Annotated in this window: 24 protein-coding genes; 9 read left to right on the forward strand and 15 right to left on the reverse strand. The window is 70.0% G+C overall.

The window, feature by feature from the left end; genetic code table 11:
* Positions 1-16: 16 nt before the first annotated feature.
* The 6 genes from ACIPYQ_RS24445 to ACIPYQ_RS24470 all read right to left on the reverse strand — a co-directional run bounded on the left by ACIPYQ_RS24445 (position 17) and on the right by ACIPYQ_RS24470 (position 4,426).
* Positions 17-673 (reverse strand): hypothetical protein, encoded by a 657-nt coding sequence (locus ACIPYQ_RS24445; protein ID WP_361764537.1) that lies wholly within the window; start codon positions 671-673, stop codon positions 17-19.
* Entirely contained in the window at positions 670-1,173 is a 504-nt protein-coding gene (locus tag ACIPYQ_RS24450; protein ID WP_401254825.1) for a DUF6114 domain-containing protein, read from the reverse strand. Before ACIPYQ_RS24450 ends, ACIPYQ_RS24445 begins: the two co-directional genes overlap by 4 nt.
* Positions 1,164-1,805: a DUF6230 family protein gene (locus ACIPYQ_RS24455; RefSeq protein WP_401254827.1), complete on the reverse strand. Its 642-nt coding sequence runs from the start codon at positions 1,803-1,805 to the stop codon at positions 1,164-1,166. The genes ACIPYQ_RS24450 and ACIPYQ_RS24455 overlap by 10 nt, the downstream gene beginning before the upstream one ends.
* Positions 1,806-1,912: 107 nt before the next feature.
* On the reverse strand, positions 1,913-2,674 hold the full coding sequence (locus ACIPYQ_RS24460; protein ID WP_401254830.1) for a MerR family transcriptional regulator: 762 nt from the start codon (positions 2,672-2,674) through the stop codon (positions 1,913-1,915).
* A 54-nt stretch (positions 2,675-2,728) separates the two neighbouring features.
* A complete protein-coding gene (locus ACIPYQ_RS24465; protein ID WP_361764649.1) occupies positions 2,729-3,922 on the reverse strand; it encodes a methyltransferase in 1,194 nt (397 codons plus the stop codon).
* Positions 3,923-4,075: 153 nt separating this feature from the next.
* Positions 4,076-4,426, reverse strand: a complete 351-nt coding sequence (locus ACIPYQ_RS24470; RefSeq protein ID WP_361764525.1) for a tetratricopeptide repeat protein — start codon at positions 4,424-4,426, stop codon at positions 4,076-4,078.
* A 105-nt stretch (positions 4,427-4,531) separates the two neighbouring features.
* Here ACIPYQ_RS24470 and ACIPYQ_RS24475 point away from each other — a divergent pair, with 105 nt between their 5' ends.
* Positions 4,532-5,497, forward strand: coding sequence for a pirin family protein (locus ACIPYQ_RS24475; RefSeq protein ID WP_401254832.1), 966 nt, complete (start codon positions 4,532-4,534; stop codon positions 5,495-5,497).
* Positions 5,498-5,918: 421 nt separating this feature from the next.
* Here the strand turns inward: ACIPYQ_RS24475 and ACIPYQ_RS24480 are convergent, their stop codons facing one another.
* The 3 genes from ACIPYQ_RS24480 to ACIPYQ_RS24490 form a co-directional block, all read right to left on the reverse strand.
* A complete protein-coding gene (locus tag ACIPYQ_RS24480; protein WP_398457422.1) occupies positions 5,919-6,707 on the reverse strand; it encodes a hypothetical protein in 789 nt (262 codons plus the stop codon).
* On the reverse strand, positions 6,704-7,585 hold the full coding sequence (locus ACIPYQ_RS24485; RefSeq protein ID WP_401254835.1) for a hypothetical protein: 882 nt from the start codon (positions 7,583-7,585) through the stop codon (positions 6,704-6,706). The genes ACIPYQ_RS24480 and ACIPYQ_RS24485 overlap by 4 nt, the downstream gene beginning before the upstream one ends.
* 564 nt (positions 7,586-8,149) lie before the next feature.
* A complete protein-coding gene (locus ACIPYQ_RS24490; RefSeq protein ID WP_401254838.1) occupies positions 8,150-9,598 on the reverse strand; it encodes a CBS domain-containing protein in 1,449 nt (482 codons plus the stop codon).
* 720 nt (positions 9,599-10,318) lie between these two features.
* Between ACIPYQ_RS24490 and ACIPYQ_RS24495 the strand changes: the two genes are divergently transcribed.
* The 3 genes from ACIPYQ_RS24495 to ACIPYQ_RS24505 all read left to right on the forward strand — a co-directional run bounded on the left by ACIPYQ_RS24495 (position 10,319) and on the right by ACIPYQ_RS24505 (position 14,887).
* Positions 10,319-12,241, forward strand: a complete 1,923-nt coding sequence (locus tag ACIPYQ_RS24495; protein ID WP_401254840.1) for a hypothetical protein — start codon at positions 10,319-10,321, stop codon at positions 12,239-12,241.
* Between the two features lie 603 nt (positions 12,242-12,844).
* Entirely contained in the window at positions 12,845-13,747 is a 903-nt protein-coding gene (locus ACIPYQ_RS24500; protein ID WP_401254843.1) for a helix-turn-helix domain-containing protein, read from the forward strand.
* A 162-nt stretch (positions 13,748-13,909) separates the two neighbouring features.
* Positions 13,910-14,887, forward strand: a complete 978-nt coding sequence (locus ACIPYQ_RS24505) for a hypothetical protein (protein WP_398457426.1) — start codon at positions 13,910-13,912, stop codon at positions 14,885-14,887.
* Between the two features lie 145 nt (positions 14,888-15,032).
* Here ACIPYQ_RS24505 and ACIPYQ_RS24510 read toward each other — a convergent pair whose 3' ends face one another.
* The gene (locus tag ACIPYQ_RS24510; protein WP_252310438.1) at positions 15,033-15,548 is read right to left on the reverse strand and encodes a helix-turn-helix domain-containing protein; all 516 of its coding nucleotides are present in this window, start codon (positions 15,546-15,548) and stop codon (positions 15,033-15,035) included.
* 100 nt (positions 15,549-15,648) lie between these two features.
* Between ACIPYQ_RS24510 and ACIPYQ_RS24515 the strand changes: the two genes are divergently transcribed.
* The 3 genes from ACIPYQ_RS24515 (at position 15,649) to ACIPYQ_RS24525 (ending at position 17,759) form a co-directional block, all read left to right on the forward strand.
* The gene (locus tag ACIPYQ_RS24515; protein ID WP_401254848.1) at positions 15,649-16,434 is read left to right on the forward strand and encodes an SDR family oxidoreductase; all 786 of its coding nucleotides are present in this window, start codon (positions 15,649-15,651) and stop codon (positions 16,432-16,434) included.
* A 25-nt stretch (positions 16,435-16,459) separates the two neighbouring features.
* A complete protein-coding gene (locus tag ACIPYQ_RS24520) occupies positions 16,460-16,819 on the forward strand; it encodes a nuclear transport factor 2 family protein (RefSeq protein WP_385957202.1) in 360 nt (119 codons plus the stop codon).
* A gap of 463 nt (positions 16,820-17,282) precedes the next feature.
* A complete protein-coding gene (locus ACIPYQ_RS24525; RefSeq protein WP_266782098.1) occupies positions 17,283-17,759 on the forward strand; it encodes a cupin domain-containing protein in 477 nt (158 codons plus the stop codon).
* A gap of 410 nt (positions 17,760-18,169) precedes the next feature.
* Here ACIPYQ_RS24525 and aspA read toward each other — a convergent pair whose 3' ends face one another.
* The 5 genes from aspA to ACIPYQ_RS24550 form a co-directional block, all read right to left on the reverse strand.
* The gene (gene aspA / locus ACIPYQ_RS24530; protein WP_073772927.1) at positions 18,170-19,579 is read right to left on the reverse strand and encodes an aspartate ammonia-lyase; all 1,410 of its coding nucleotides are present in this window, start codon (positions 19,577-19,579) and stop codon (positions 18,170-18,172) included.
* 71 nt (positions 19,580-19,650) lie between these two features.
* Positions 19,651-20,673: an asparaginase gene (locus ACIPYQ_RS24535; RefSeq protein WP_401254852.1), complete on the reverse strand. Its 1,023-nt coding sequence runs from the start codon at positions 20,671-20,673 to the stop codon at positions 19,651-19,653.
* An 85-nt stretch (positions 20,674-20,758) separates the two neighbouring features.
* A complete protein-coding gene (locus ACIPYQ_RS24540) occupies positions 20,759-22,198 on the reverse strand; it encodes an amino acid permease (protein ID WP_401254855.1) in 1,440 nt (479 codons plus the stop codon).
* The gene (locus ACIPYQ_RS24545) at positions 22,195-22,926 is read right to left on the reverse strand and encodes a FadR/GntR family transcriptional regulator (protein ID WP_073796630.1); all 732 of its coding nucleotides are present in this window, start codon (positions 22,924-22,926) and stop codon (positions 22,195-22,197) included. The genes ACIPYQ_RS24540 and ACIPYQ_RS24545 overlap by 4 nt, the downstream gene beginning before the upstream one ends.
* Positions 22,927-22,957: 31 nt before the next feature.
* The gene (locus tag ACIPYQ_RS24550; RefSeq protein ID WP_401254859.1) at positions 22,958-23,749 is read right to left on the reverse strand and encodes a gamma-glutamyl-gamma-aminobutyrate hydrolase family protein; all 792 of its coding nucleotides are present in this window, start codon (positions 23,747-23,749) and stop codon (positions 22,958-22,960) included.
* Between the two features lie 248 nt (positions 23,750-23,997).
* On the opposite strand from ACIPYQ_RS24550, the gene ACIPYQ_RS24555 reads away from it, so the two are divergent.
* On the forward strand, positions 23,998-24,906 hold the full coding sequence (locus ACIPYQ_RS24555) for a LysR family transcriptional regulator (RefSeq protein WP_401254862.1): 909 nt from the start codon (positions 23,998-24,000) through the stop codon (positions 24,904-24,906).
* 214 nt (positions 24,907-25,120) lie between these two features.
* Positions 25,121-26,386: a hypothetical protein gene (locus ACIPYQ_RS24560; RefSeq protein WP_401254864.1), complete on the forward strand. Its 1,266-nt coding sequence runs from the start codon at positions 25,121-25,123 to the stop codon at positions 26,384-26,386.
* Positions 26,387-26,832 lie beyond the last annotated feature (446 nt).

Genomic DNA, 26,832 nt, shown 5'->3' on the forward strand with positions numbered 1-26,832 from the left:
GGAGGGCGGGACGGGGTCAGGGGCCGACGAAGATCTGCTGCGCGGGATCGGTGGTGTCGGCGACCCGGTAGACCGCGTTGAAGGTGGACGAGGTCGCGCTGGTGGGGCAGCCGAACCCGCCGGTGACCTTGACCGGTACGGACGCGTTGGTGAAGGTCAGGCTGGACGGGGCGCCGTTGGCCCAGGTGCCGCCGACGCTCGCCGGGGCCGTGGGGGCGGCGGTGACCGTACAGGAGGCGAGCCCGGTCGTCTTGACCACCAGCCCGCCGACCGGCAGACCCATCGTGGCGGTGATCGGGGAGCCGTCCTGCATCGACACGGTCCAGGCACCGGAGGTCGTGACCGTGGGGGTCACCCCCGGGATGCTGGAGGTGCAGGAGCTGTACGTCGGCGCGGAGATCGGCGAGGACACCGGCCCGGCCGGGTTGCTGTTGCCGGGAGCGGCCGGCACCGTGCCGGTGGCGACGGAGACCGTGCAGGTCACCGTCACGGAACCGGCTTTGAGGGTGGCCTTGCCGGTGAGGGTGGCCTGGAAGGCGTGCCCGGCCGGGGTGACGGTGGTCGACCCGGCCGCGGGTAAGGGCGCGGCGGTGACCGGGGCGGTGACCGCGCCGAGCGCGAGGGCTCCGGCGGCGGTCGCCCCGAGGGCGAGCGCGGTGCGCGAACGGCTCATGGCTGTGCTCCTTGGGGATCGTGGTGCGAGGTGGGGGGAGGGGGCGCGGCGGCCGCCGCGGCGCCCACGGCGGACTCCGCGTTCCCGGGGCCCGGCACGGCCTTCTCCGCGGACTCCGGTTCCCCGGCGCGCGGGGCCGCGCGCGGGGCGGCGTACGGCTGCCACGCGAACATGAGGCCGCCGCCGAGAATGCCGAGCAGGGTGCCGATCAGGAAACCGCCCAGGTTCGACAGGACCAGCGCGGCCGTGGCGATCAGGGTGGTGAGGACGCCCGCGAGCGTGCGCTGAGCGGGGGAGAACCAGGTGGTGAGGCCGAGCACGATCATCACGATGCCCATCAGGACGGACGGGATTCCCGCCACCCCCTGCTGGAGCATGATCTTCAGCGGCGCCAGCGGCAGGACGCAGATCCACGCCCCGGCGAGGATCGCGAGCAGCCCGCCCCAGAAGGGCCTGCTGCGCCGCCACCGTTGCCACCGCCGCCGACGGCTCAGAAGCATTCCTTCTTGCCCTTGCTGACGTTCATGCTGAGCCCGGAGAGCTTGAAGGTGCCGGCGTTGGTCGCCCACGCCGTCTGCTGCAGACCGGTGATGCGGACCGTGTCGGCCTGCTGGGCGAAGAGGTCCTGCATGCCCTGCGCTTCGGCCGGCCCCTTGTCGAGGGTCGAGGCGTCCCGCCCGATCTCGATGTTGCTGAAGACGGCGTCGCCGGCGAGCTGGGTCGCGTCGACGAACAGGTTGCTCGCCTCCACCGGGGCCTTGCGGCCGGCGGTGAGGTTGAGCGAGATGTCGCCGACCACCGGGAGCGTGGTGACCACGGACTGGCACAGGTTGTGGAGCTTGGCCTCCCGGATGGCGGTGACGGCCACCGGGATCAGTTCCTCGCGGGCGTTGACGTCGACGCTGCCGTACTGGGCGAAGCCCTCGCCCTCCAGGCTGCTCGCCGAGACCTTGAACTGCTGGCCCGACACGGCGAAGGAGGCGGCCAGCACGCCCTGCGCGAGGGCGATGCCGAGGCCGGCGGTCACGGCGACGGCGGGGACGGTCAAAGCGGCGAACCGACGCCAGCGCACGCGGCCGGAGTCACCGCGCTCGTCGGATGAAGGGTCGGATAAATGGGGGGAACCGGTCATGAGATCGTCCCTTATTTCGGCTGTGCACCGTTGTTACCGACGAGTTGAATGTAAGAGTGCCAATGGAGGTTGGCAAGGTTGTGCGAGCGCACCCTTTGAGCCGACTCCTACTGCTCCGTACGCAGCAGTTCGGCGACCTCCGCGTCCACCCTCCGTGCCATCGCCCGGGCGAACTCCGTGGCCACGACCTCCCCGGCCACCGGCCGCAGCGCCGCCACCGCCGCGGTGATGTGCTGGAGCCGGGTGGCCGAAAGCCGCTCCAGCCCCTCCGCCCCCTCCGCACCGATCACATGCCGCCGGAACAGCCCGACGAACCGGTCCGCGACCGTCGCCGCCTGCGCCTGTACGAACTCCCCGGCGTCCAGGATCTCCACCAGCGGCACCCCCTGCCGCACCAGCGCCAGCGTCGCCTCCAGCAGCTGCCGGCTCGGGTAGGTGACCAGGTCCCCGTCGACCGTGACATAGCCGAGTTCCGCGGCCCGCCGGGTGTCCTCGGCGGTGGCCGTCGGGCCGAACAGCTCGCGCAGCTCGGCCCGGGTCATCGTCACCGGCTCCTCCTGCACCCAGTCGCGGGTCATCTCCCGCTCCAGGCCCAGCAGTTGGGACAGGCCGCCGCCCTCTTCCCACGCCTGCAGCAGCTCCGCGATGCCGTTGACCGTGTAGCCGCGCCCCAGCAGGTCGCTGATCAGGCGCAGCCGGGTCAGGTGGTCGTCGGAGTACCAGGCGATCCGGCCCTCCCGGCGCGGCGGCGGCAGCAGCCCGCGCTCCTGGTAGTAGCGCAGGTTGCGCACCTTGACGCCGGCCGCCCGGGCCGCGTCCTCCCGGCGGTAGCGCCCGCCACCGCTCCCGTCCTCCACCTGGCTGCTCACGGGCCAGAGTGTAGGAGCTACCGACAGGTCACATCGGCAGCTCACACGGGCAGGTCACACGGTCCGCGGACGATCCTGCTTGACCGCCCGCAGGACCACGAACTTCGGCTCGCTCGCGACGACTTCGCTGTTGCCGAAGAGCCGGCGCAGATGGGTGTGGTAGCCCATGTGCCGGTTCGCGACGATCCACAGCTCGCCGCCGGGCCGCAGCACCTTGCGCGACTGCGCGAACATGCGCAGCGCCGTGGCGTCCGTGGTGGCCTGGTGGGAGTGGAAGGGCGGATTGCTCAGCACCAGGTCCACGGACGCGGGCGCCAGCATGGCCACCCCGTCGCCGACGAGGAACTCCGCGGTCCGCCGGCCCTCGCGGACGTTCGCCCGGTACGTGGCCTGCGCCGAGGCGACCGCCTGGTACGACTCGTCGGTGAAGACGACCTCGGCGTCCGGGTCGTGGACCTGGACCGCCGTGCCGACGACGCCGTTGCCGCAGCCGAGGTCCACGACCCGGGCCCCGTCGGTGTTGGTCGGCAGGTTCTGCAGGAAGAAGCGGGTGCCGACGTCGAGCCGGTCGGCGCAGAAGATCCCGGCGTGGTTGACGACGGTCAGCCCGGAGCCCGACCCCGCGTCCTCGTCCACGGTGTACGTCAGCGGCCACGGCCCGGGGGTCGTGGGGCGGGTCGCCCCGGGGGTGCCCGGCGTGCAGAAGATCAGCCGCGCCTTCTTCTCGGCGAGCGAGGTCTTCGTGGGGCCGAGGATCTTCTCGAAGAGGCGCAGCGTGGAGGTGTGGATCTCCTTGACCATGCCGGCGCCGACCACGACGGTGCCCGCGTGCACGTGCGGGGCCAGCCGGTACAGCTGGTCCTCCAGCAGCGCCAGGCTCTTGGGCACGCGCACCAGCAGGACGTCGATCTTCCCGGGCGGCGGGTCCTGCGTGGTCAGCAGGGTCACCGTCGCCTTGGCCGTCCCGATCCCGTTGCGGTCCAGGTTGGCCGCGGTGGCGGAGCGGGTGAGGGCGGAGTCGGTGATCTGCGTCGGGCGGTAGGCGGCGAGCGCCGTCGTCAGCGTCCCCCAGCGGTCCCCGAGCACCGTGATCTGGCCGGCGGAGGCCAGGTCCACCGGCCCGCGCTCCCCGGTACCGGAGTCGAGGTGGCGCAGTAGGTACTCGTCGGCGGCGTCCCAGGCACGGAGCCGGTCGCGCGGGTCCTCGGGGAAGCGGGTGAGCTCGTAGGAGCCGAAGGGTGTGGTCAGGCGGTTCATATGGCACCCAGGCTATCCGAGCCGACCGCCGGACCCCGCACGCACGGGGCCGGGCGGCCGAAGTAGGAAGCCGGACGTCCGCATGCCGGGGCCTGGCGTCCGGATGTACGGGCAGGTGTGGCCCGGGGGGCCGGGGGCTGGCAGCTACTCCGGGAAGTCGCCCGCCATCGCGGCGGCCACCCGCAGGTACGGGCGGGCCTCGGCGGCCCGCCCCAGGCGCTCCAGCGTGCGCCCGAGCATCAGCTGCGCGTAGTCCTCCACCGGCCAGCGCTCCAGGATGGCGCGGAGCTCGTGCTCGGCGCGGGAGAGCTGGGCGGAGTGGTAGTAGGCGCGGGCCAGCAGCAGCCGGGGCGCCAGCTGCTCGGGCACCTCGCCCGCCAGTCCCTCCAGGATGCGGGCGGCCGTGGCGTACTCCTTCGCGTCGAAGAAGAGCCCGGCGCGCGCCCAGCGCTCCGCTGCCGTTCCGTGCTCGAAGTACGTCGCCGGCGCGTTCATCGCGTCCCTTCCGCCGTTCAGGTGGTCCGTTCGGTGCCTCCAACACGCCTGGGCGGTGGAACATTCCACCCGCCGGAGCCGCCGCCGCGGGGCTAGGTTGTCCGCATGAGCAATCTCGATCGCCAGCCCGCTCTCTCCGCCTGCGGCGGCCGCGGCTTCGTCGTGGCCGAGCCGGTGCGCGAGCTCCTCAGCCCGCGCACGGTCAAGCTCGGAGAGTCCACCGAGGTCCGCCGACTCCTGCCGAACCTGGGCCGCCGCATGGTGGGTGCCTGGTGCTTCGTGGACCACTACGGCCCGGACGACATCGCCGACGAGCCCGGCATGCAGGTCGCACCCCATCCCCACTCCGGCCTGCAGACCGTGAGCTGGCTCCATGCGGGCGAGGTGCTCCACCGCGACAGCGAGGGCAGCCTCGAGACGATCCGCCCGCGCGAGCTGGGTCTGATGACCTCCGGCCGCGGCATCAGCCACTCCGAGGAGAGCCCGCGCCCGCACGCCCGCTTCCTCCACGGCGCCCAGCTGTGGGTGGCCCTGCCGGACGCCCACCGGAACGTCGAGCCGCACTTCCAGCACCACGCGGAACTCCCGCAGGTCACGGCCCCGGGCCTGACGGCGACGGTCATCCTGGGCACCCTGGACACGGCGACCTCGCCCGGCACGGCGTACACCCCGATCGTGGGCGCGGACCTGACCCTCACGGCCGGCACCGAGACCCGCCTCCCGCTCGACCCGGACTTCGAGTACGCGGTCCTGTCGATGTCGGGCGAAGCCCACGTCGACGGCGTCCCGGTCCTCCCGGGCTCGATGCTCTACCTGGGCTGCGGCCGCACGGAACTCCCCCTGCGCGCCTCGTCGGACGCGGGCCTGATGCTCCTGGGCGGCGAGCCGTTCGAGGAGGAGATCGTGATGTTCTGGAACTGGATCGGACGGTCACACGATGATATCGCGCAGGCTCGAGAAGACTGGATGAACGGGTCGCGATTCGGTGAGGTGAAGGGCTACGACGGCCCTCCGATTCCGGCCCCAGAGCTTCCCCCAACCCACCTGAAGGCGCGAGGAAGGGTGCGTTGACCTGCTGGTTTGTGCGCGCGAGGGCTGGGTGTGGTAATCGCGCCCGGCCCTCCGGTTTTGGTTTCGCAGGGGAGGCTGTCGAATGCGGGGCGAGAGCCTTCGGCGCCGACGGTCGAGTCTCATGTGTCGCAGGCTGTAACCAGGTTTGGTCGGACGAATGCTGACCTTTGCTGACTTTACTGACGAGTAGTTAGATCTGGTTGCCGGTTACGTCGCCGCCTCTTGGTAGTCAAGGGCGATGGTGGTCGCCGCCGGGCCGTCGCCTCCCACCACCCTGGCGGCGAACCCGGCCGGGGTCTGCGATCCATGGATGAGGGGGGCGGGTTAGTGCGCGGCGGGTGTTGTGCACAAGTGACAAGACATTGCTCGGCCGGTCCTCTTCGCCGGGCGGAGCTGGAAACGTCGTGTGAGAGCGGGAAGCCTACGGCTCCGATGTGACGGGGCGCTCCAGTGGAGTGCCCTCTTTGAGGAATCGGGTGACCGCGTCCATGCGGTCGGAGAACCCGACTGGTGTGTAGTCCGCCAAGAGGTCGAGGTGATCGGCGGGCCAGACTTGGGGGTTGCCCTTCAGCAGCACGAGGCGCTGGTCGAAGGCGTAGTCCGCGCGCTCGATGCGCTGCACGAGCGACAGAGCATGCTCCAGGCCCTGCTCAGAGCCGCCGACGGCCTGCACCAGGACTGTTCGCTTGGGCAGGTTGATGCGCGCGGTGGGGCGTACCTTGGCGCCGCGGGGGAGCTCCACGGTGGGGCGCCGGTCGTAGGCGATGCGGGCATCGTCGAGGTACGCGTAGAACTGACGCACGAGCTTGCTGTCCCGGTCAGGGGCTGCGAGCCATCGCAGCCCGTCGGTGGTCAGCATCGCACTACTGATGTCCGATACGAGCGTCGCCGCCTGTTGCAGGGGTCGGCGGCCAACGATTCGTCCGTCCACTTCGCTGAGGCGGAATGCGCTGAGTGTCTCGGTCCAGGCGGTCGCTGCTCGGGTTGGGCCCCAGACGTCGACTCCAGCATCGGCCAAGCGAGAAACCATGGTGCCGCCGTCGCTGGCCAAGGCGTCGTCTCCGGACACTCGGAGAAGGACGGTCAGGCCGTCTCCGTCAGCGAAGTACGAGCGTCCTGTGAGTGCGACGGTTCCCGGGCGGCCTGCCGGTGCGATGTGCCAGCAGCGCAAGTCCTCGGTGAGGCGAGGGTCGAGGGGGGAGGCGCTCATGGGTATTCCTCGAATCCCTCTAGCATCGGGGCCGGTATCGGCGGCGTGGGCGGAATCCAAACGTAGCCTGCGGAGATGTCCATTTTGCATTCCAGGACGAAGTCCCTGACGACGCGGTCGTACTCTTCGTCCATAGAGGTGAGCGTCGCATTGGCGATCGGGTCCGGCGCGTGACGGATGTCGTCCGGGGCGTAGACGTCCCGGTTGCCTCGGTGTTCGCTCCACCTGTGTTTGTGCGTGCGATTGATGAAGTGCTCGCCAGTTTCACGGTCGAGGTGTGTCCCCCGAACATCGAGGCGGCGGAGGACCGTGCGGCTTCCGGAGTGGAGGAGTATCAGGCTGTACTCCCACGGCTTGTCGAGGCCTATTCGGAAGCGGAGGTCGAGGCGGCAGGAGAGATCGGTGCGGACAGGAGTGTTTGCCTCGACGTGGATCGGGGAGTACGCGCGACACGGAGCATTCTTCTGTTTCCACCGGAACGGAAGGTGGAGAGCGCCTCCGACCTTGCCCCCGAGGATCTTGTCGGCCAGGGCATCGATCATCACGTCGTCAGGGTCCATGCACTCCCCCCTCAGCATCGAGACGACGAACATAGAACCAGCACCCCGGGATTGATAGTGGAACGGATCGACGTCTTGCGTCTTCCTCGAGGTCTTCGGCCACACCGCGCGCGCGAGCCTCCACCGCTCCAGCAAGCCGCCGGTGGTCTGGGCTCGGTCGACGCGGAGGGCGGTTCCTCTGTGCGTCGGCGTTGGCAGCAACTTGCCGACCGGGTTCGGAAGTCTGCGCAGTCGCCGTGACAGCCGCCGACACCAGAGAGCCGCGCCGTACGGCTCAGCAGATTCTTCGTCTCCTGGTGGTACAGCAGCCACAGCCACGCTGACCAGGGGAAACGGAAGTTGGTGCGGCGCCTCGGCTGGGGCTGGTCCGGAATTGGTCCGGATCTTGGTCCTGCCTGGTCCCTGGCGGAGAAGCTGGCGTGAGATGGGAGTGGGGGAGCGCCCGGCTGCTTGGGTGTTCCACCAGCAGTGGGAGTCGGGCGAGAACGCGGCCTTGGTACACGGCGGGCGAGTCGTACCATTCGGCGTCACCGATCACTCGCAGGGAGCGGCGCGAGCCCGTGCAAACGCCTGGATACTGGGCCCAGAGGAGGTAGTGTGCCGGCCACGGCAGATCGATCTCCTCGCGTCCGTCGTAGGCCACGACCACCGGCTCGGCCATGGGAGCAGCGATGCGATGCCGGTCAACAGCCCGCGCCCCGTGTGGTGCAGTTGATCGGTCAGCCTGGCCACCCACGGCTCATCCTGTAGGTCGCGTTTGATAACCCACTCCAGGGCGTCGCAGGCACGCGCCCATCGTGCCGCTACCGGAGAGGCGTCATTGCAGAGAGGCGGCCGCCCTTGTCGGGTGATCACCCGACAAGGGCGGCCAACCGTCTCACCTCAGCCGCCGTGTTCGCGCAGAAGCTCGATCATGTTGCGGAGCATCGGAATCGCCGAGTCGCCGGCTTTGTCCTTGTCGTTGAAATGCATCAGCTCGTTGCGGATCTCCCGCAGTTCGTCGAGGCGGGCGATGAAGGACTTGCGGTCCAATGGCCAGCCCAGCTTGTCCCACTGCTCCTCGTTGCCCAGGACCTGCTGGTAATCCCCATAGGACAGCTGATCGAAGGCAACGAGCTTCCGGCGTCCGTCGGGATCGCAGAGCGCAATCACCTCCGCGAGGTCCAGGCCCTCCGAGATGACTCGGCGCAGTTGCCGGTCGAGATCGCCGATGAGTAGGAACGGCCGCGCCGTGGCGCCATATTCGGCGGCCACGTCGGCGACGGTGATGATTCCGGCGATCTGATTCGTCTGGTCTTTGACCAGGAGGAAGCCGAACCGCTCCAGATCGGGCAGGACGTCGATCAGGTGGTCGGCATAGCTCACCGCGTGCGCGGCGACGATGGCATCGGAGAAAGGGGCCTCGAAGTCCGCGTAGCGGGCTCGTGCGATGGATTCCCAGGTGACGGCACCTCGCAGATTCCGAGGTCCGCTCAGCACCGGCAGTTGCGAGTACCCGTTGAGCCGCATTTTGGTGAACACCTCCTCGAAGCTCGCCGAGGAGGGAACCGACACCACTCCCTTGAGCGCTGAGGGCAGGTTGCCGACCGTCTGGCCCTGGATCGGCTCCCCCTTGTCCTCCTCGTTGCCGGAGGTGGTGGCGGATCCCGGTGCACTGGTTTCCCCCGGCTCCCCCTGCCCTGTTACAGGCTCCTGCTCGGCAGCCTCTCCTTCGCCGTCAGTGTCCTCGGAAGGTCCGGTCAAGGTGACCCGGTCATCGATCCCCACAGCTGCGAAGTCCGGCACAGTGGACAGGCCGTGGTTGGCCAGTTCGGCGGCTATGTGCTCGGTGACCAGATAGCCGCGCCGGGCTGCCCCCCACCACCCGAGCAGATCCCGGACGGTGACGGTGACCGGTGTCTCGGCGTCCGCCTGCCTCCGAGCGTCCTTCAACCGCGTGTGCCTGGCAACGGAACCGTCAGCTGCGACGTCGCCGGAAGGCGGCAGCTCGGCCACCGTATCCAGGAGCCTCTGTCTCAGAGCGTCCAGCAAGGTGCCGTCGTCCAGTGCCCAGGACGTCCACCCGTCGTAGGGGCCGCGCCCTGTAGCCGCGGCAGCGGCTGCCGAAGGAGACTTGAACCGCTGACCGTCACCCAGCTCGATCCTGCCATCCGCGGTCACCTGGGCAAGGTGCTTCTGCCCGGACCGCCGCTGTCGGAAAGTGAGGCGCTGCCCTGTGCTCAGCAGGCCGGCGTGGATGAGGTCGGAAAGCAGTACCCGCCGTCCTTCGATCAGGTAGGAGGCTCGCCCCAGAGGCTCGTCCGCACTGCTGCCTACTGTGTGATCAGTCATTGATTCCCCCCGCTCGACCTCTTCGGATCGCTGCGATCATCGCAGAGCCGTGTCCGGCATCGAGGCGGTTCCAGACAAGCGCTTCGCCAGTTGTTGTCAGGGACGGCTGATGCGGGCCGGCCCTCGCCGTGTCTGCTCCAGCACGCCGACGACCGGGACGACTCCACCCGTGGTCCCATAGGAATCCATTCACTGGAGGGGCCATTTGACGCGCCATGCCACTTCGCGTCATGGCGGGGCATGGAGTACCAGAGTCAAGGTGGTCGGGCCTTCCCCCGCCTCTCCCTTCGACGGGAAAGCGCCCGCGCGGAGCTACGGCCGGCTCCTCCCTGGTGATGTCCACCTGCGTTCATCCGTAGGTACCGGAATCCACCGGGCGACAGCGTCCGGAGCCGACAGCGCCATGTTCAGAACGGCTTCGCTCGGCTCAATGGCGCCAGGCCCGACGTGATGACGAACAGCAATCCGCCTTGTCGTTTGATCAGGAGTTTCATCGTGCGAGAGATGCCCGACGACCATTCATCGGAACCCAGATTCACCGTAAGCTGCCGCCGAGCCACGGTCGCAGTCCCGGAAACGATGTTGAGGGCTTGGCCAGCACACGTCATACCGTGCTGCTGGTGCCAGAAAGATGGGGCCAACTGCCCTGTATTCTGAGGATGAAGTGATGGGATAGGCCTCTCGGCACGCCGCGAGGACGGCAGGCGGGGTGGCCGCGACATGATGATCGACTACAACGTCAGCGATCATTGGCCCGCGGACACGCCGGGCTGGTTGAAGTCCCTCGTCTCGTCCCTCGACCGGCGCCACGGCGGAAGCAGCGTTCTGCCCCTGACTGTGATTGTGGACGAGGTCTTGGAATGGCTGGAGCTCGCCAGCGGCGTCGACGCCTGGAAGAACTCGGCCAACCGCGCATCGTTGCGCAGCGATCTGGAGGAGTCCGCACGGGCACTCGGTCCCGGGCTCCGGGCCCACATCGCCACATCGCTCGCCGACTTCCAAGCCGCCTTCGCGCGGCTCGTCAACAGTCCCGGAACGGTCCTGAAGCAGCCGCCGGGAAGCCGCACCGATGCGGTCTGGACCGATGTCGCAACGGCTGGGGAGAATCTGCTCGCCGCGCTCGAAACCGACGAAGGAGCCCGCGCCAGCTGGGACGACCTGGTGGCCACGGCGCGGGACCGCGCTTTGGCGGGCCGGGAGTACCGCCCGATCGCCGACCTGCTCTTTGACCAGTTGCGCAGGCGTGGCCTCGATGCGAAGGGGATCTTCCGGGGGCTTGTCTCCGTGATGGCGTTCGGCCGGGAACCTGACAGCCCTCACATCGGTGAGAGGGCCGTACCGCTGGAGGAGCGCATCGCGAGCGCCCGGACGTACGTCGGCACTCGGGCCGTGGCCGAGCCGGTCGTAGTGTGGCTCGGGTATCAGGGCCGGACCTTCCTGCACCTCTCGGCCGGACGGGTGTCCTTCCTGGACGCCCACTGGGCAGTGCCCAACGCCCGGCCAGGTAGGCAGGACTTCGAGCACAAGGCGGAGCTCTGGGAATTCGTCCGCCACGGTGACCTCTTCAAAGTCGCGGAGCTGGTCGACGAAGAATCCGACGTGGACTTCCTGGTCCGCGTCGACCTCGGCACCACCACGGCAGCCGATGCGGTGGACCGCGCCGTCCGCACCGTCGAGACGATCATCGACGTCGCCATCCACAACGCTGGCGGGATCCGCCCGTACCTCGTCCAACACGGGCTCTTGTGCTCCGGTCGCCCAGGCTCGCAGAGCTTCGTGCTCCCCAGACGCGAGACGGGTTTGCCCGATGACCACTACGGTGCAGGCATCACCGCGAAGGCGATCGAAGAGCACGGTCCGCGCATCGCTTCGGCGCTCGCCCGCGAAGACCTGCCGCGGTTCCTCGCCGCCGCGATCGAAGTGCAGACCACCGCCGACCATCCGTTCAGCCGTGACATGGCGATGCGCAAGCCTTCCGAAGCGGACATCCGCAGCGTCATCCCGCTCACGGACCGCGTGGTGCAACACGTCGCGGCGTACGCGGCACTCGCACCGGGCGAGGTGTTCGGTCTGCTCGGCGAGCGCTGGCCACATGCGCGGTGGCTCGCAGATGTTCGACGAGCGGTCGGCATGTGCCTGCTCGGCGGAGGAAACCGCAGTGGTCTGGCCAACGAGCTGACCCGGGAGTGGTTCGCGAGCGATCCGTCGCGCCCATGGATCCTGTTCGTCGCCGACCGCTCCGCCGATCTGCTCTCGCTCTGCCGCATCGAGCACGAGCGCGCATGGATCGGCCGGATGTTCTCCAGCGTGAGCGATCACGCCGGATACCGGACCCTGGTCGAGCGGTACGCCGCTCAAGGCGCCGTCTTGGAGGGGCGGCGGAGCCGCGTCCGCAACGCTCTGGTGCACGGTAATCCCGCTGGCTTCACGATCGTCGGGTCCGTGCGCGAGTACGCCGAGTTCCTCAGCGGTGGCGCGCTCAACATCGCTCTGGAGTCCTACATCGAGGGCGAGGCGCCGACCGCCGCGCTGGCCCGGAGGACCGGAGAGTTCACTGCGATGCAGGAAGGACACGACGCCGCCGCCTACTGGAGGGCTCGACTCGCGGCCCGGACCGCAACGGGTACGGCCACTCCGGGATAGCAGGCCGACCGTCTCATCGAGGAGGCCATGGAAGAGCAGGACCTCGCCAGTCAGGGCGCCCACCCGCGTGGTGAGCTCGGTTTGGTCCGTGGCTGGTCCGGAGCAGCCGGTCTGGAGCGGAAGACGGGCGGGCGGAATCGGGAGGAACAGCAAGAACCTCTGTCCGCGTCCAGCAGGTCGAGCCGACGGCGCCTGAGGACAAAGGCCCAGTTCAGACGCTGTTTCTCGTGAACCTAGAAGAACCCGAGCTTTTTCGGGGAGTAGCTCACCAAAACGTTCTTCGTCTGCTGGTGGTACGCGCGCCACACCCGTCCTGAGCAGGCAAAATGAAGCAATCTACCTTCGATGGCTCGGTACTGGCCCGCATCTGGCCCGGATCGTGGTCGTGGGGGAGCCCAGGCCCCGACCTGCGGCCCGACGCACTCGCGTTGGGGCTCCAGCGCCCGATGGCGGACACGTCACTGACCAGGTCGTAGACCCGGGCGGCGCGGCATCGACCCAGCCGTGCCGGGTGAAGGCGAAATCCGATGTGTCCAGGACCCGCTGTTGCCTATCCACGCCAGGGTCAGGCTGTGCGGTCGGGCCCCGCCCATACTCGGATCCATGAAAGCAAAAGTGCGGCTCGGGGAGTTCCTGCAGACGCGGCGATCCCAGCTGCAGCCGGAGGATCTCGGGATACCCGACTACGGCGAGCGGCGCCGGGTGCAGGGTCTTCGACGCGAGGAGCTGGCGTCGCTGGCGGGTGTCAGCGTGTCCTACTACACCCGGCTGGAACAGGGGCAGTCCCTGAACGCCTCACCGCAGGTGCTGGACGCGATCGCACGGGCCCTGCGGCTGGAGGAAGCCGAGCGCCTGCACCTGCAGAACCTGGCCCGATCCTCGGCCACGGGCTCGGTACGAGGCCGGCGGCCCGCCCCGGAGCGGGTGACGGAGGCGACCGGCCAGCTGCTGGAGGCACTGGTCCACGTCCCGGCGATCGTGACCGGCCGCCGCAGTGACGTCCTGGCATGGAACCGGCTGGGCCATGCGCTGTTCGCCGGACACCTGGACCCGGGCACCCCGGACCGGTCGGCGGATCGGCCCAACATGGCCCGGCTGGTGTTCCTCGATGCGCACACCCGTGACCTGTACGCCGACTGGCCGGCGAAGGCCAGGGCCGTGGTGGGGAATCTGCGCCTGGTGGCGGGCCGGCACCCGGACGACACCGCGCTCCATGCGCTGGTGGGCGAACTGAGTGCGAAGAGCTCCGACTTCGCCTCGATGTGGGCCGACCACCGCGTCACGGCCTGCGCCGTCGCGACCTACGAGATGCGGCACCCGCTGGTCGGCCCGCTGACCGTCACCCAGCAGACCCTGAGCCCAGGCCAGGACCCGGATCAGGGGCAGAGCATCGTGGTCGCCACCACCGAGGCCGACTCGCCCGCGCGGACCACCCTGGCCCTCCTCGCCCAGGTCACCCCGCAGCACGACCCGGCGCGCCCGGGAGTCCGGGCCGGGTCCGGCTGACCCGGCCCACACCATCGGACGCCGCACAGACGTCCGCGAGTGCCCGTCCGTCCCTCCACTCGCCCCGGTACGAGCGGCCACCGGCCGCCCCTCCCTGAAGCCATCCCCAACCCCCGCGCGTCGGCGTACCGCTGCCGCATGCCCGAAAACAGTGAAGGAACCATGTTCAAGAACACGTACACGTGGTCCAAGACCGCCACGGCAGCAGCCGTCGTACTGACCGCGGCAGCGGTCCTCGCGGCCACCCCCGGCGTCGCGTCAGCCCTCTCCGCCCCGCTGAGCTGCGCACGCATCGCCACGCACTTCGACCTGGCCCGGCACCAGACGCCGGAGAACATCGCGCTGGCTCCCGACGGCAGCGCGTACGTCACCTTCGCCGCCGCCCGCCAGGTCGCCCGCATCACCCCCGGGGGATCCACCCGGATCCTGGCCACCCTGCCCGCACCCGCCGACGGCGGCATCCACACCCCGGTCCTGGGCTTCGCCCTGACCACCGGCATCGTCCGTGCACACGACGGCACCCTGTACTTCCTGTACGCCACCGGCACCTCCGAACTGACCGGCCTGTGGCGCCTGCGCCCCGGCGGCACACCGCAGCGCATCGCCGCGCTGCCCGCGGCCGGCCTGCCCAACGGCCTGGCCCTGGACCCGCGGACCCGGACCCTCTACGTCACCGACTCCGTCCTCGGCACCATCTCCAGTGTGCCCACCACCGGCGGCACCCCCCGCACCTGGTCCGCCGCCCCCGAACTGGCCTCCACCGGATTCCTCGGCGCCAACGGGCTGAAGATCCGGGGCGGGGCGCTGTGGGTCACCAACCTCGACCGGGGCGTCGTCCTCCGCATACCCGTCCAGCGCGACGGTCGCGCCGGCCAGGTCCAGACCCGGGCCACCGGCCTGGCCGGGATCGACGACTTCGCCTTCACCGGCCACGGCGACCAGATCCTGGCCGCCCTCAACGGCCCCGGCGAGGTCGCCCTCGTCCAGCCCGACGGCACCCACTCCACCGTCCTGACCGCCGCCGACGGCCTGCAGAACCCCACCTCCATCGCCCTGCGCGGCGACACCGCCTACGTCCTGAGCGCCGCGTACGTCACGGCCAAGGACCCCAACCTCCTCCTGGCCCACCTGAACGGCTAGCCCCAATGTCGTGAGGGTCCATCAGGATTTATGGCACTCGCCACCCGCCGTTGCGGCCGGTGCGACGGTCCCCGCAGCCGACGCCACATCGGCCGAGGCGCTGATCGCGGTTCTTGGAAACGTTCGGTGCTTGGCCGCGGCATCGCTACGCCTCCGAGGGTGTGGCCGGCCGCGTCGCGTAACGGTGGCGCATGGCGTCGCTGGCTGCGGGGCCTGCGGTGAAGACGTAGGTGTCGCTGTCGTCGAGCCGGCGGCCGGTCTTGGCGTCGACGACGACGGGCTCGACTTCCTCGCCGCTGTGCGCGTTGACGAGGATCATGCTGCGTTCGGCCGGTGTGAGGCGGGAGTTTCCCCACGCGGCCAGGGCGACGATCACCGGTCGCAGGGAGTGTCCGAGTTCGGTGAGGACGTACTCGTGACGCACGGGGTTGGTCTGGTAGGGCCGGCGCTCCAGTAGTCCGTCCGCGACGAGGGTTTTAAGCCGGGTGGTGAGCATGCTGGAGGAGATGCCCAGGCTCTCCTGGAACTGGTCGAAGCGGGTGTAGCCGTCGAAGGCGTCGTGGAGGATCAGCAGCGTCCACCACTCGCCGACGTGTTCCACCGTCGTGGACAGCGGGCATTCCCGGTCCTCCAGCCTGATCCGGCTTGCCAAGGCGACCATCCCCTCAGTTACTGCTAAAGTCGAAGTTAGTGACTTCCATTTTAGCAGTAACAAGGGATGGGGCGCCCTCTGCGCCCCGCACCCGGGAACGGAGCACAGCGTGACCGCATCCATCAGCGAATCTCTCGAAGGCCGGCGCGCTCTGGTCACCGGAGGCACCAAGGGCACTGGAGCCGCCATTGCCCGGCGTCTCGCCCAGGTCGGCGCGACCGTACTGGTCACCGCCCGCAGCCGCCCCGACGACGTGGAGGAGAAGACGTTCATCACCGCCGACCTGTCCACCGCCCAGGGCGCCGCAGACGTAGCCGCCGAGGTGGGGGCCCGCGTGGGAGGCGTCGACATCCTGGTCAACACCCTCGGCGGGTCCGAGGCGCCGGCCGGCGGGTTCGCGGCGCTCGGAGAGGACGACTGGGCCAAGGAGCTCAACGTGAACCTGCTGGCCGCCGTTCGTCTGGACCGCGCGCTCCTGCCGCACATGATCGCCACGGGCAAGGGCGCAGTCGTGCACGTCACCTCGATCCAGCGCCGCATGCCGCTGTGGAACGGAACTCTGGCCTACGCCGCAGCCAAGGCCGCCCTGACCACCTACAGCAAGGGCCTGGCGAACGAGGTCGCCCCGCACGGCGTCCGCGTCAACACCGTCTCGCCCGGCTTCGTGCAGACCTCCGCCGCCGACAACCTCATCGCCCGGATCGCACAGGAGGCAGACATCACCCAGGAAGCCGCGCTGGGCCGGCTCATGGACTCCCTGGGCGGCATCCCTCTCGGCCGCCCCAGCCGGCCCGAGGAGGTCGCCGAGCTCGTCGCCTTCCTCGTCTCCGACCGCGCCTCGGCCATCGTCGGCGCCGAACACGTCATCGACGGCGGCACCACCCCCACCGTCTGAACCCGCCACCACACCGAGGAACGTCATGCACGACAACCAGCCCCGAACCATCACCCCGGACACCCTGCCCGAGGTGATCACCCGCTACCTCACAGCGCACCGCGCCCACGACACCGTAACCGCAATCGCGGCGTTCACCCGCGAAGCCACGGTGATCGACGACGGCAACACCTACGAGGGCACCAAGGCGATCGAGGGGTGGCTCGGCCGATCCGCCACCGAATTCACCTACACCATCCACCTCGCGAACGCTCAGCAGACCGACGCGACCCACTACATCGCCACCCACCACCTCGAAGGCAACTTCCCCGGCGGCACCATCGATCTGCGCTACCAGTTCGCACTCCGTGGCAACCTCATCGAACGCCTTGTCATCGAGCCCTGAGTCCGCTCACCTGTTGCCGCCTGCGCGACAAGCCCCGCTCACCCAGGGGCGCCCCTCCCAGCCGTGCCCAGTATCCGCCCGACCGCCGGGCCAGCCCGCGGTGCTGCCCGCCGGACTGGACGTAGCCGTAGACCTCACGACTGGTCTGGAGCCCGTTCACGACGGGCGGTTCGCTCGTGGAGGTCAGCCGCGTTGAGATACTCGATCGTCGCCTCGGTGTCCGACGTGATCTCGGCGAGCTCCCGGGCAGACGGTCTCACTTGGCTCTGACATCGAAGTCATCAACGTCGACTGGCTCCCGCTCCACTTCGACGCCGAGTTGCCGCGTGTGCCCGGGGCCCGTGACAGCCCGGCTCGAGTGGCACTGGCGTCGGGCCAAAACATCCCGGTCAGTCTGGAAGGGTTGGCCCGGCGCAAAACCTGTGCCGGAACGCGTACCACCTCCGTCGACCGGGAGAGAAGCATGACCATCAAGGACATCGGGCCCGAACCTCAGAGTTTCGACCTCGAGCAGGCGACGCTGGAGAACACCAGCTACCGCTCGGTCGCCTGGTCCGGGAAGTACCTCCAGCTGACCCTCATGTCGATCCCGGTGGGCGAGGACATCGGCCTGGAGGCGCACCCGGAGACCGACCAGTTCCTCCGGCTCGACGCGGGTCGCGGCCGCGTTCAGATGGGCAGCGCGAAGGACCGCCTCGACTTCGATCAGGAGGTCGAGGACGGCTGGGCGGTCTTCGTACCCGCCGGCACGTGGCACAACGTCACCAACACCGGGGACGAGCCCATGCAGCTCTACGCCGTCTACGCCCCGGTCCACCACGCCCCGGGCAAGATCCACGCAACCTTCGCCGACGCGGAAAGCGACGAAGGGTCGGGCAACGACGAACCCCCGACCTGGTCGGTCCAGCCCACCCACCACCCCGCGGACAAGCACGCCTGACCACAGTGGGGACCCAGGAGAACAGACGAGCACCAGGTCGCTGACCTGGGCTCCGCTATGGAGCGGATGCCGGACCCGGATCGGCTTCCGGCACACGATCCGCTGACCGGGTCCGGTCGGTCCTCGCGGTATGCACCGCGCGTGGCGCCGGTTGCCGCGCAGTCCTCCCGCGACGACACCGCAAGCCCGGTCCCCCTCACCCAGAGGGAGCCGCCGATCGCCGGCGGGTGGCACGCGAGGCGCCATCGCGGCCTCAAGGCGCTGGCCGACGTCGGCGCGGCCCGGGAGGTGCTCGGCGGCGATCGTGGGCGTCGCCACCTCGGGCCGTATCCGCCCCGCACGACCACGTCCACCCGCTGCACCCCGCGCTCCGACCGGGCGGACCCAGTCCGGTCCCAGTCCGGTCCCGGTCAGGGACGGGCCGGGCCGGTTCCCGCGAGCACCTCAGGGCGCAGCAGGGAGGTGAGCCGCTCGGCCGGCAGCAGCCCCCGTTCCAGGACCAGCTCGGCCACGCCCCGGCCGGTGGCCAGGGCCTCCTTGGCGATGTCGGTGGCGGCGGTGTATCCGATGTGCGGGTTCAGGGCGGTCACCAGGCCGATGGAGTTCTCGACGGTGGCGCGCAGCATCTCGGTGTTGGCGGTGATGCCGCTCACGCAGCGTTCCGCGAGGGTGAGGCAGGCCGCGCGCAGGTGAGTGACGGACTTGGACAGCGAGTGCAGGATGACCGGCTCGAAGGCGTTGAGCTGGAGCTGTCCGGCTTCGGCGGCCATGGTGATGGTGATGTCGTTGCCGATGACCTCGAAGGCGACCTGGTTGACGACCTCGGGGATCACGGGGTTGACCTTGCCGGGCATGATGCTGGAACCGGCCTGGACCGGGGGCAGGTTGATCTCGCCGAGTCCGGCGCGGGGCCCGGAGGACAGCAGGCGCAGGTCGTTGCAGGTCTTGGACAGCTTGACGGCGACGCGCTTGAGGACGCCGGACATCTGGACGAAGGCACCGCAGTCCTGGGTGGCTTCGACCAGGTCGGGAGCGGTGACCAGGGGCAGGCCGGTGATGTCGGCGAGGTGGCGGCGGGCGGCCTCGGCGTATCCGGCCGGGGCGTTGAGACCGGTGCCGATGGCGGTGGCGCCGAGGTTGATCTCGTGGATCAGTCCGAGGGCCTCCGCGAGTCGGCTGCGGTCCTCGTCCAGCATGACGGCGAAGGCGGAGAACTCCTGTCCGAGCGTCATCGGCACGGCGTCCTGGAGCTGGGTGCGGCCCATCTTCAGGACATCGTGGAACTCGGCGGCCTTGCGGGCGAAGGCGTTCTGCAGGACGGCCATGGCGTCGAGGAGACCGCGCACCGCGAAGACGGTCGCGATCCGCACGGCGGTCGGGTAGACGTCGTTGGTGGACTGGCCGAGGTTGACGTCCTCGTTGGGGTGCAGGTGTCCGTACTCCCCCCTGGAGTGGCCCAGCAGCTCCAGCGCGCGGTTGGCGATGACCTCGTTGGCGTTCATGTTGGTCGAGGTGCCGGCGCCGCCCTGGATCACGTCGACGACGAACTGGTCGTGGAGCTCGCCGCCGCGGATCTCCTGGCAGGCGGCGACGATGACGGCCGCCTTCGTGGGCTCCAGCAGGCCGAGTTCCCCGTTGGCGAGGGCCGCGGCCTCTTTGACGGCGGCGAGGGCGTCGATCAGGTGCGGGTAGGTGGAGATGGGCGTGCCGGTGATGGGGAAGTTCTCGGTGGCGCGCAGGGTGTGGACACCCCAGTAGGCGTCGGCGGGGACGTCGCGGTCTCCGAGCAGGTCGTGTTCGGTGCGGCTGGAGGCGGTCAAGGCGATCACGGGTGTACGGATCCTCTTCCTGAGGTGAGCGGATCAAAGGTGGGGAGAGGGGCAGGCGGGTGTCAGGCGGTTGCGGTGACGGGGGCGCCGGGCGGGTTCAGGGCCGCTACCGGCCGGATGCCGCCGACGGTCCGGCCGCCACCGGTGACGGGCTCGCCCGTGAACCCGGCGAGCAGCCGGGGCTCGACTCCCGCACGTGCGAGGGCGGCGGCCGTCACTGCCGTACGCGCGCGGTCGGCCCCGTCGGCGACCTTCACGGCGACGGCCCGGCCGTCGGGCAGCGCGGCCACCTGGACGCCCTCGAAGCCGTCCTTGGCCAGCAGTCCGGGCACCGCGCGCATCAGTGCGGCGGTGTCCCGCCCGGTACCGGAGGCCATCTCCGGGTGGAGGCGCAGTGCGTTCGCCACACGGTGCTCGGCGGTGTCCGGGGCGGCGGTGGCGATGCGGGCGGCGGCGCGGGCCAGGCCGTGCAGGGACACCGCGAACAGCGGGGATCCGCAGCCGTCGACGGTGACGTTCGCGATGTGCTGGCCGGTGAGCTCCTCGACGACCTCGGCGATCGCCCTCTGGAGCGGGTGGTCCGCGTCGAGGTAGCTCTCCGGGGGCCACCCGGACAGCTTGCACAGGTACAGCATCGCCGCGTGCTTGCCGGAACAGTTCTGGGCGAGCCGGGACGGCCCGCGGCCCTCGCGCAGCCAGGCGTCGCGGACGGCCGGGCCGTAGGGCAGGTCGGGGACGTTGCGCAGGTCGGCCTCGGTGAGACCGGCCAGCTCCAAGACCAACCGGACACCCGAGAGGTGGTGCTCCTCGCCGGAGTGACTGCCCATCGCGAGGGCGAGCAGGGCTCCGTCGAGCGGCAGGCCGGCCCGCACCATGGCGACGGCCTGGACCGGCTTGAGTGCCGAGCGTGGATAGCAGGCGGCCTCGATGTCTCCGATGCTCGTCCGGACCTCGCCCTCGCCGTCGAGGACGGCGATGGAACCGTAGTGGACCCCCTCGATCATGCCGCCCCGCATGACGTGGGCGACGGGGGCGTGCCGGGGCTCGCGGATCGCGGGCGCGTCCGCGGGGAAACTGCTGCGCATCACTGCCTCGTTCTGTGGTGGGTCGCTGCTGACAGGGGGTGGCGACCGGCACCCCCGGGCGCAGGCGGACGGGCGGGCGCCCGGCTCAGCCGTCGCTCCGGGCGGCGGCGCGCGCCACGCGGCCGCGGACCGCGTACCAGCCGGCGACCAGCGCCGCGGCGATCAGCGGTACGCACAGCACGGTGGTGCGCCCCGCGCCTCCGTCGGCGTACATGAGGACCAGGACGGAGGCGAGGAAGGCCAGCGTCACGAGTTCGGTCCAGGGGGAGCCGGGCAGGCGGTAGGAGGGGCGGGTGAGTTCACCGTTGCGGGTCTTCCGCCAGAAGAGGAGGTGGCAGACCATGATCATGCCCCAGGTGGCGAGGATGCCGATCGCGGCGAGGTTGAGGACGATCTCGAACGCGTCAGCGGGGACCACGAAGTTGAGCCCGACGCCCAGGACGCACATGCCGCTGGTGAGGAGGATGCCGCCGTAGGGGACCTGGGTGCGGCTGAGCCGTGCGGTGAACTGCGGGGCGGAGCCGTTGACGGCCATCGAGCGCAGGATGCGGCCGGTGGAGTAGAGGCCGGAGTTGAGCGAGGACATGGCCGCGGTGAGGACGACCAGGTTCATCACGTCGGCGGCCGCCGGGACGCCGATGTGGGAGAGCACGGTCACGAACGGGCTCTGGCCCGCGTTGTAGCTGCTCCAGGGCATCAGCATCGACAGCAGGACGACCGAGCCGACGTAGAAGAGGCCCACGCGCCACATGATCGAGTTGATCGCCTTCGGCATGATCTCCTCGGGCTTCTCGGTCTCGCCGGCCGTGACGCCGACCAGTTCGACGGAGGCGTAGGCGAAGACGACGCCCTGGATGATCAGCAGCATGGGGAGCAGGCCGTTGGGGAATATCCCGCCATTGCCGGTGATCAGGGCAGGGCCGGGGACGGCGCCGTCGACGGGGTGCCGGGTCGCCAGGAGGAAGATCGCGATCCCCATGAAGACGACCAGGGCGCCGACCTTGACGATGGCGAACCAGAACTCCAGTTCGCCGAAGATCCGCACCGAGATGAGGTTCACGGTGAGGACCACGGCCAGGGCTATGAGGGCGATCACCCACTGGGGGACATCGGAGAACAGGTGCCAGTAGTGGGTGTATGTGGCGACGGCGGTGATGTCGGCGATGCCGGTGGTCGCCCAGTTGAGGAAGTACATCCAGCCCGCGGTGTACGCGCCCTTCTCCCCCATGAACTCACGGGCGTAGGAGACGAAGGCGCCGGAGGACGGCCGGTACAGGACCAGCTCGCCGAGCGCGCGCACGACGAGGAACGCGAAGATCCCGCAGACGGCGTAGGCGATGAACAGGGAGGGCCCGGCCTCGGCGAGGCGTCCGCCCGCGCCGAGGAAGAGCCCGGTACCGATCGCGCCGCCGATGGCGATCATGTTGACGTGGCGGGGTTTCAAGGACTTGCTGTAGCCGGTGTCACCGGCGTCGACGTGACGGGTCGTGGGGCGCTTCTCGTCTTTGAGGAACTGCTCGCTCACGCCTCGGGTCTGCCTTCTGTAGGGGCGGTCGTGCGCTGGGAGCGCACGATGTCGGTAAGGGTCGTCTCGACCCGGAGCAGGTGGTGGGACATGGCCTCCACCGCGTCGTGCTCGCTGCCGTCGGCCAGCGCCTCCAGGATCGCCCGGTGCTCGCAGTTGGACTGCTCGCGCCGGCCGCCCAGTTCGTTGAGGAAGGTCGACTGACGCGCCAGTGCGTCGCGGATCTCCTCGATGACGCGGCGGAAGACGGGGTTGCGGGAGGCCTCGGCCACGGCCAGGTGGAACACGGTGTCCATCGCCACCCACGCGGTGGTGTCGGTCTCCTGCTCCATCCGGTCCAGCAGATGGCCCAGGTGGTCCAGGTCCTCGGGGGTGCGGCGCAGCGCTGCGTACCCGGCGACCGGGATCTCGACGTGCCGGCGCACTTCCAGCAGGTCGCTGGCGGCGTAGTCGCCGAAGGTGGGCTCATCGACCGTGTTCGCCAGGACGAACGTGCCCTTGCCGCTCTTGGACACGGTCAACCCCATGGCCTGCAGGGCCCGGAGGGCCTCCCGCAGCACGGGTCGGCTGACCTCCAGGGTGCGGCACAACTCGGCTTCCGAGGGGAGCTTGTCGCCCACGGCGTACTCACCGCGCTCGATGGCGCTGCGCAGGTGGCCGAAGACCGCTTCCATGGCACTGACGCGCCGCGGAAGGGGGCCACCTGTCTGGCTGTCTGACAGGTTCACGGTGTGATCCTGGGGGGTCCGCCCCGGGGTGTCAAGGCACCTGTGCCGGGAAAGTCCGGCCCGGCGCGTTTCGCACCGTGCGCGTGTTCCGTCCGGCCGTCCGTGCAGGACCGGTACCTCCGGCGGAGCCCGCGGCAGCCACCAGGGCCCGCACGACCGGCGCGTCGTCGCCCATCTCCGGGTGCCACTGGACGCCCACGGCGAAGCGGTGCCGGGTGCTCTCGATCGCCTCGACGGTGCCGTCCGCCGCACGGGCGGCGACGACCAGTCCCGCGCCGAGGCGGTCCACCGCCTGATGATGGTGCGTGGCAACGTGGTGCGTCCCCGGCAACAGGGCGCCGACCCGTGTCCCGGGTACGGTGGTCACGGCGTGGGAGCAGAAGTGGCCCCGATAGGGGTTGTGGCCGTCGTGGCCCACCCGGTCGGGCAGGTGCTGGATCAGGGTGCCGCCCTCGTGTACGTTCATCAGCTGCATCCCCCGGCACACCCCGAGCACGGGTATGTCGCGGGCGAGGCCGGCAGCCAGGACGGCCCGCTCCCATGCGTCGCGCTCGCGCACCGGCGGCCCGGCACGCGGATGGGGCACGGCCCCGTACAGGGCGGGATCCAGATCCTCGCCTCCCGCCAGGAGGATCGCGTCCAGACGTTCGACCACGTCGGCCGCGGCTTCCGGCGCGTCCGGTGGCAGCAGTACGGCGCGGCCGCCGACCGCCCGGACGCAGTCCGCGTAGGCCGCGGGCAGCACTGCGGCAGGCAGGTCCCACTCACCCCACTGCGCGTGGGCGAGGTAGGTGGTGAGTCCGATGAGCGGTGGCTGGGGCATACCACTTCCTTTCGGGGCATGAGGGGTGGCCGTCGACAGCCGCAGCCGAACCGCCCGCAGCCGCCACGGCAGGCGGCGGTGGGTGGCGAGGCGGTGCGGACGGAGGCCACCGGGACGGCGGGGGAGGGGAGTTGGCGGTCCGGGAGCGCAGGCTTGCGTTTTCTTGGCCGCAAGCAAGAATCCTGCTGGCGTTCATCTCCAATCACAAGAAAACAGATCTTCGCGACAGATAAGTGAGCCTTAACTCCGTGCACGGACTCGACCCCCGCCTGCTCGCCACCCTCGAAGCCGTCGTGCGGCACGGCTCCTTCAGCGCCGCCGCACGCGAACTCGGCTACAGCGCGCCCGCCGTCTCCCAGCAGATCGCCGAACTCGAACGCCGCGCCGGCCTCAGGGTGCTGGAGCGGCGACCCGTTCGCGTCACACCGGCCGGCGAAGTCCTCCTCGGCGCGGAGCAGGGCGTCCGCAGCACGCTGGCGGCGGCGTCGGTCGAACTCGGCGCCATGCGCGCCGGGACGGCCGGACGGATCCGGCTCGGCGCCTTCGCCTCGGCCGCCACCGGCATCGTTCCGCAGGCGCTGGCCCGACTCCACGCGGCCTACCCCCACGTGCAGGTCAGCCTCAGCCAACTGGAGCCCGAAGCCGGCTACAACCGGCTCAAGCGGGGGGACATGGACCTGGCGCTCAGCTACGACTACGACTTCATCCCCGCCCCGCCGCCGCGGATGCTGCGCCGGACGCTGGTCGCACGGGATCCGGTGGTGGCCGTCGTCCCGGCGCGCCACCGCCTGGCCGACCGGGAGGTCATCGACCTGGCCAGCCTCGCCTCCGAGACGTGGATCGCCGCTCCGGAGGCCGCGCTGCGCCTGGAACTGCTCTCGCAGATGGCCAACACGCCCGGCTTCCAAGCCCGCCTGCAATACGAGGGGGACGACTTCAACACCGTGCTGGGGTTCGTGGCCGCGGGCCTGTGCGTGGCCGTCATGCCGCGACTCGCCCTGCCCCGCACCCACACCCAGGTGGTGGCCCGCCCCTTGGCCGAGCCGCAGCTGACGCGCTTCATCTACGCCGTCCGCATCGACACCCGGCACGCCCCGCGCGTCGTCCTGGACCTGGAGGAGATGCTCGCCGCCCAGGCGTTGGCCGCGCTCGCGTAAGGCGCACGGTGTCCCGGGGTCAAGCGGGTGAACGGATCGTGGGGGAACGCGAAAAGCGGCCAACTTGACGGCCGTCGCACGCGCGTAGACCTCACCGGCACGCCGCACTTCCCATCGTGTCCGACTACCGGACACTGTGGCTGAAAGTTAAACTATTGTGTGACAGGCGCACTACGTTTGCCGCGGTTGACGTTCCAGCGAGAGGAATCCCCTCATGACCGCAGCCGACAGCGCGCCGGGAACGGCGCGCGTCCTCACCGGCTACCGCCCCGAGGACGGCTTCATGGCCGCAGATCTGGACCCGCCCCCGGCCGAGTACGTATGGCACGACGAGAACGCCGAACAGCAGGACCAGCGTTACGGCCCGGGAGTCGGCTACCAACAGTGGCTGGCGGTGGACGCTCGCGACGGCGCCGTCTGGTTCGGCGACACCGACTGGCGGGCCCCGCAGGAGTCCCCTGGCAGCCGGCTCCCCGGCATCCCCCGCAGGGCACTCGGAGACGGGAACGTCCCCGCCCCCGGCATCATGGTGCAGCTGCTCGGCCACCTGAGCCACGACGAACAGCGCGGCTGTACATGGCGCTTCTTCGACGCCGAGGAACTGCACGCGCTCGCGGTGCGCGTCCTGCCCGCCGTGCAGCGGCTCGTGGACTCGATCCACCGGATCGGGCCCGACGGCGAGCTCGAGTGGTCGGCCGAGGCGGCCACCGCATGGGACGACATCGAACAGGCCGCGACGCCCGCCTTCGACCCCTCCGGGGAACTCCTCTGGCCCAGACCGCGTACCACACTGGTCCCGGCCTGGCGCGTCGAGGTCGGCGCCTTCCTGGCCGCCAACCCCGGGCTGTGCGATCCCTCCTGGGACCTGGCCACGGACGCGGAACTCGACACCTACGCCGACTACAGCCCCCAGAACGGCTACGGCGGCGTACCGGGCCGGATCTGCCGCGACGCCGACCGGCAGATAGAGGACGGCTTCACCTTCTACGGCCACCGCGCCGCCCTGTACGCCCACCGGGCACGGGCCTGCGGCGACCGTACTCCGACAGACGCCCGCGTCTGGCTGGAGACGACGGGGGCCGGGCGGGACACCTGGGAGGCGGCCAAGCCCCTCGGAGCCACCCTCGCCGACGTCCCCGACTGCGTGCTGGTGTCCCTGGCCGAAACGTTTCAGAACGCCGCGCACGAACACGGGCTGGCCCTGACGGGCCTGACCGCCCATCTCCGGCAGCTGCGCGGCGCGGAACGCTCCGCCGTCGACCGGCAACTTGTCCACGAGGGCGAGGAAGTCGAACGCCTCGAAATCATGCTCAAGGACTTTCGAGCCGCACGTAACCGCACCGTGACGCGGATCCTGGCCTGGTCCGACGGACGCGGGGACGCGGAGATCGCCCGCCTGGCCTCCATACCCGATGCATACGTCAGTGACTGGAGGGCCCGCCTCACCGACGAACAGACCACCATGCCCCCCGGACCGTGAAGCACGCGCGGCCACTGCCAGAGCGTCAGGCTCCGGCCTTGCGCTTGTTGTAGAGGTCGAAGCCGACGGCCGCCAGCAGGACCAGGCCCTTTTGGGCTCCTGGTGGTACAGCAGTCGCACTCACGCTGACCTGGGAAAACGGCGCTGCGCAAGGCTCTTGGGTGTGAGCTGGTCCGGATTTTGGTCCAAGCGGTCGTCGGGCGGGGAGGGGACGCCGAGTTCCAGCACACCGTAGGCCACGCACCCGAGTGCGACGGCGAACGGATGCTGCCCGCCCCTCAGGGCCTGGCGCACATGCCCGGCGCGGTCCGGATGGCCTCGTGGAACGTCCGCCAGCGCCGGCTTCCCGCCTCCAGCTCGTCCCACGCCCGCCAGGGCCCCGACGGCCGAGGCCTGCGGGCAGCTGCGAACCACCACAGCCGCCGCCGCGGTCTCTCCCACCCTGC

This window comes from Streptomyces sp. NPDC090045 (genome assembly GCF_044747975.1).
In the GTDB taxonomy this organism is placed as follows: domain Bacteria; phylum Actinomycetota; class Actinomycetes; order Streptomycetales; family Streptomycetaceae; genus Streptomyces.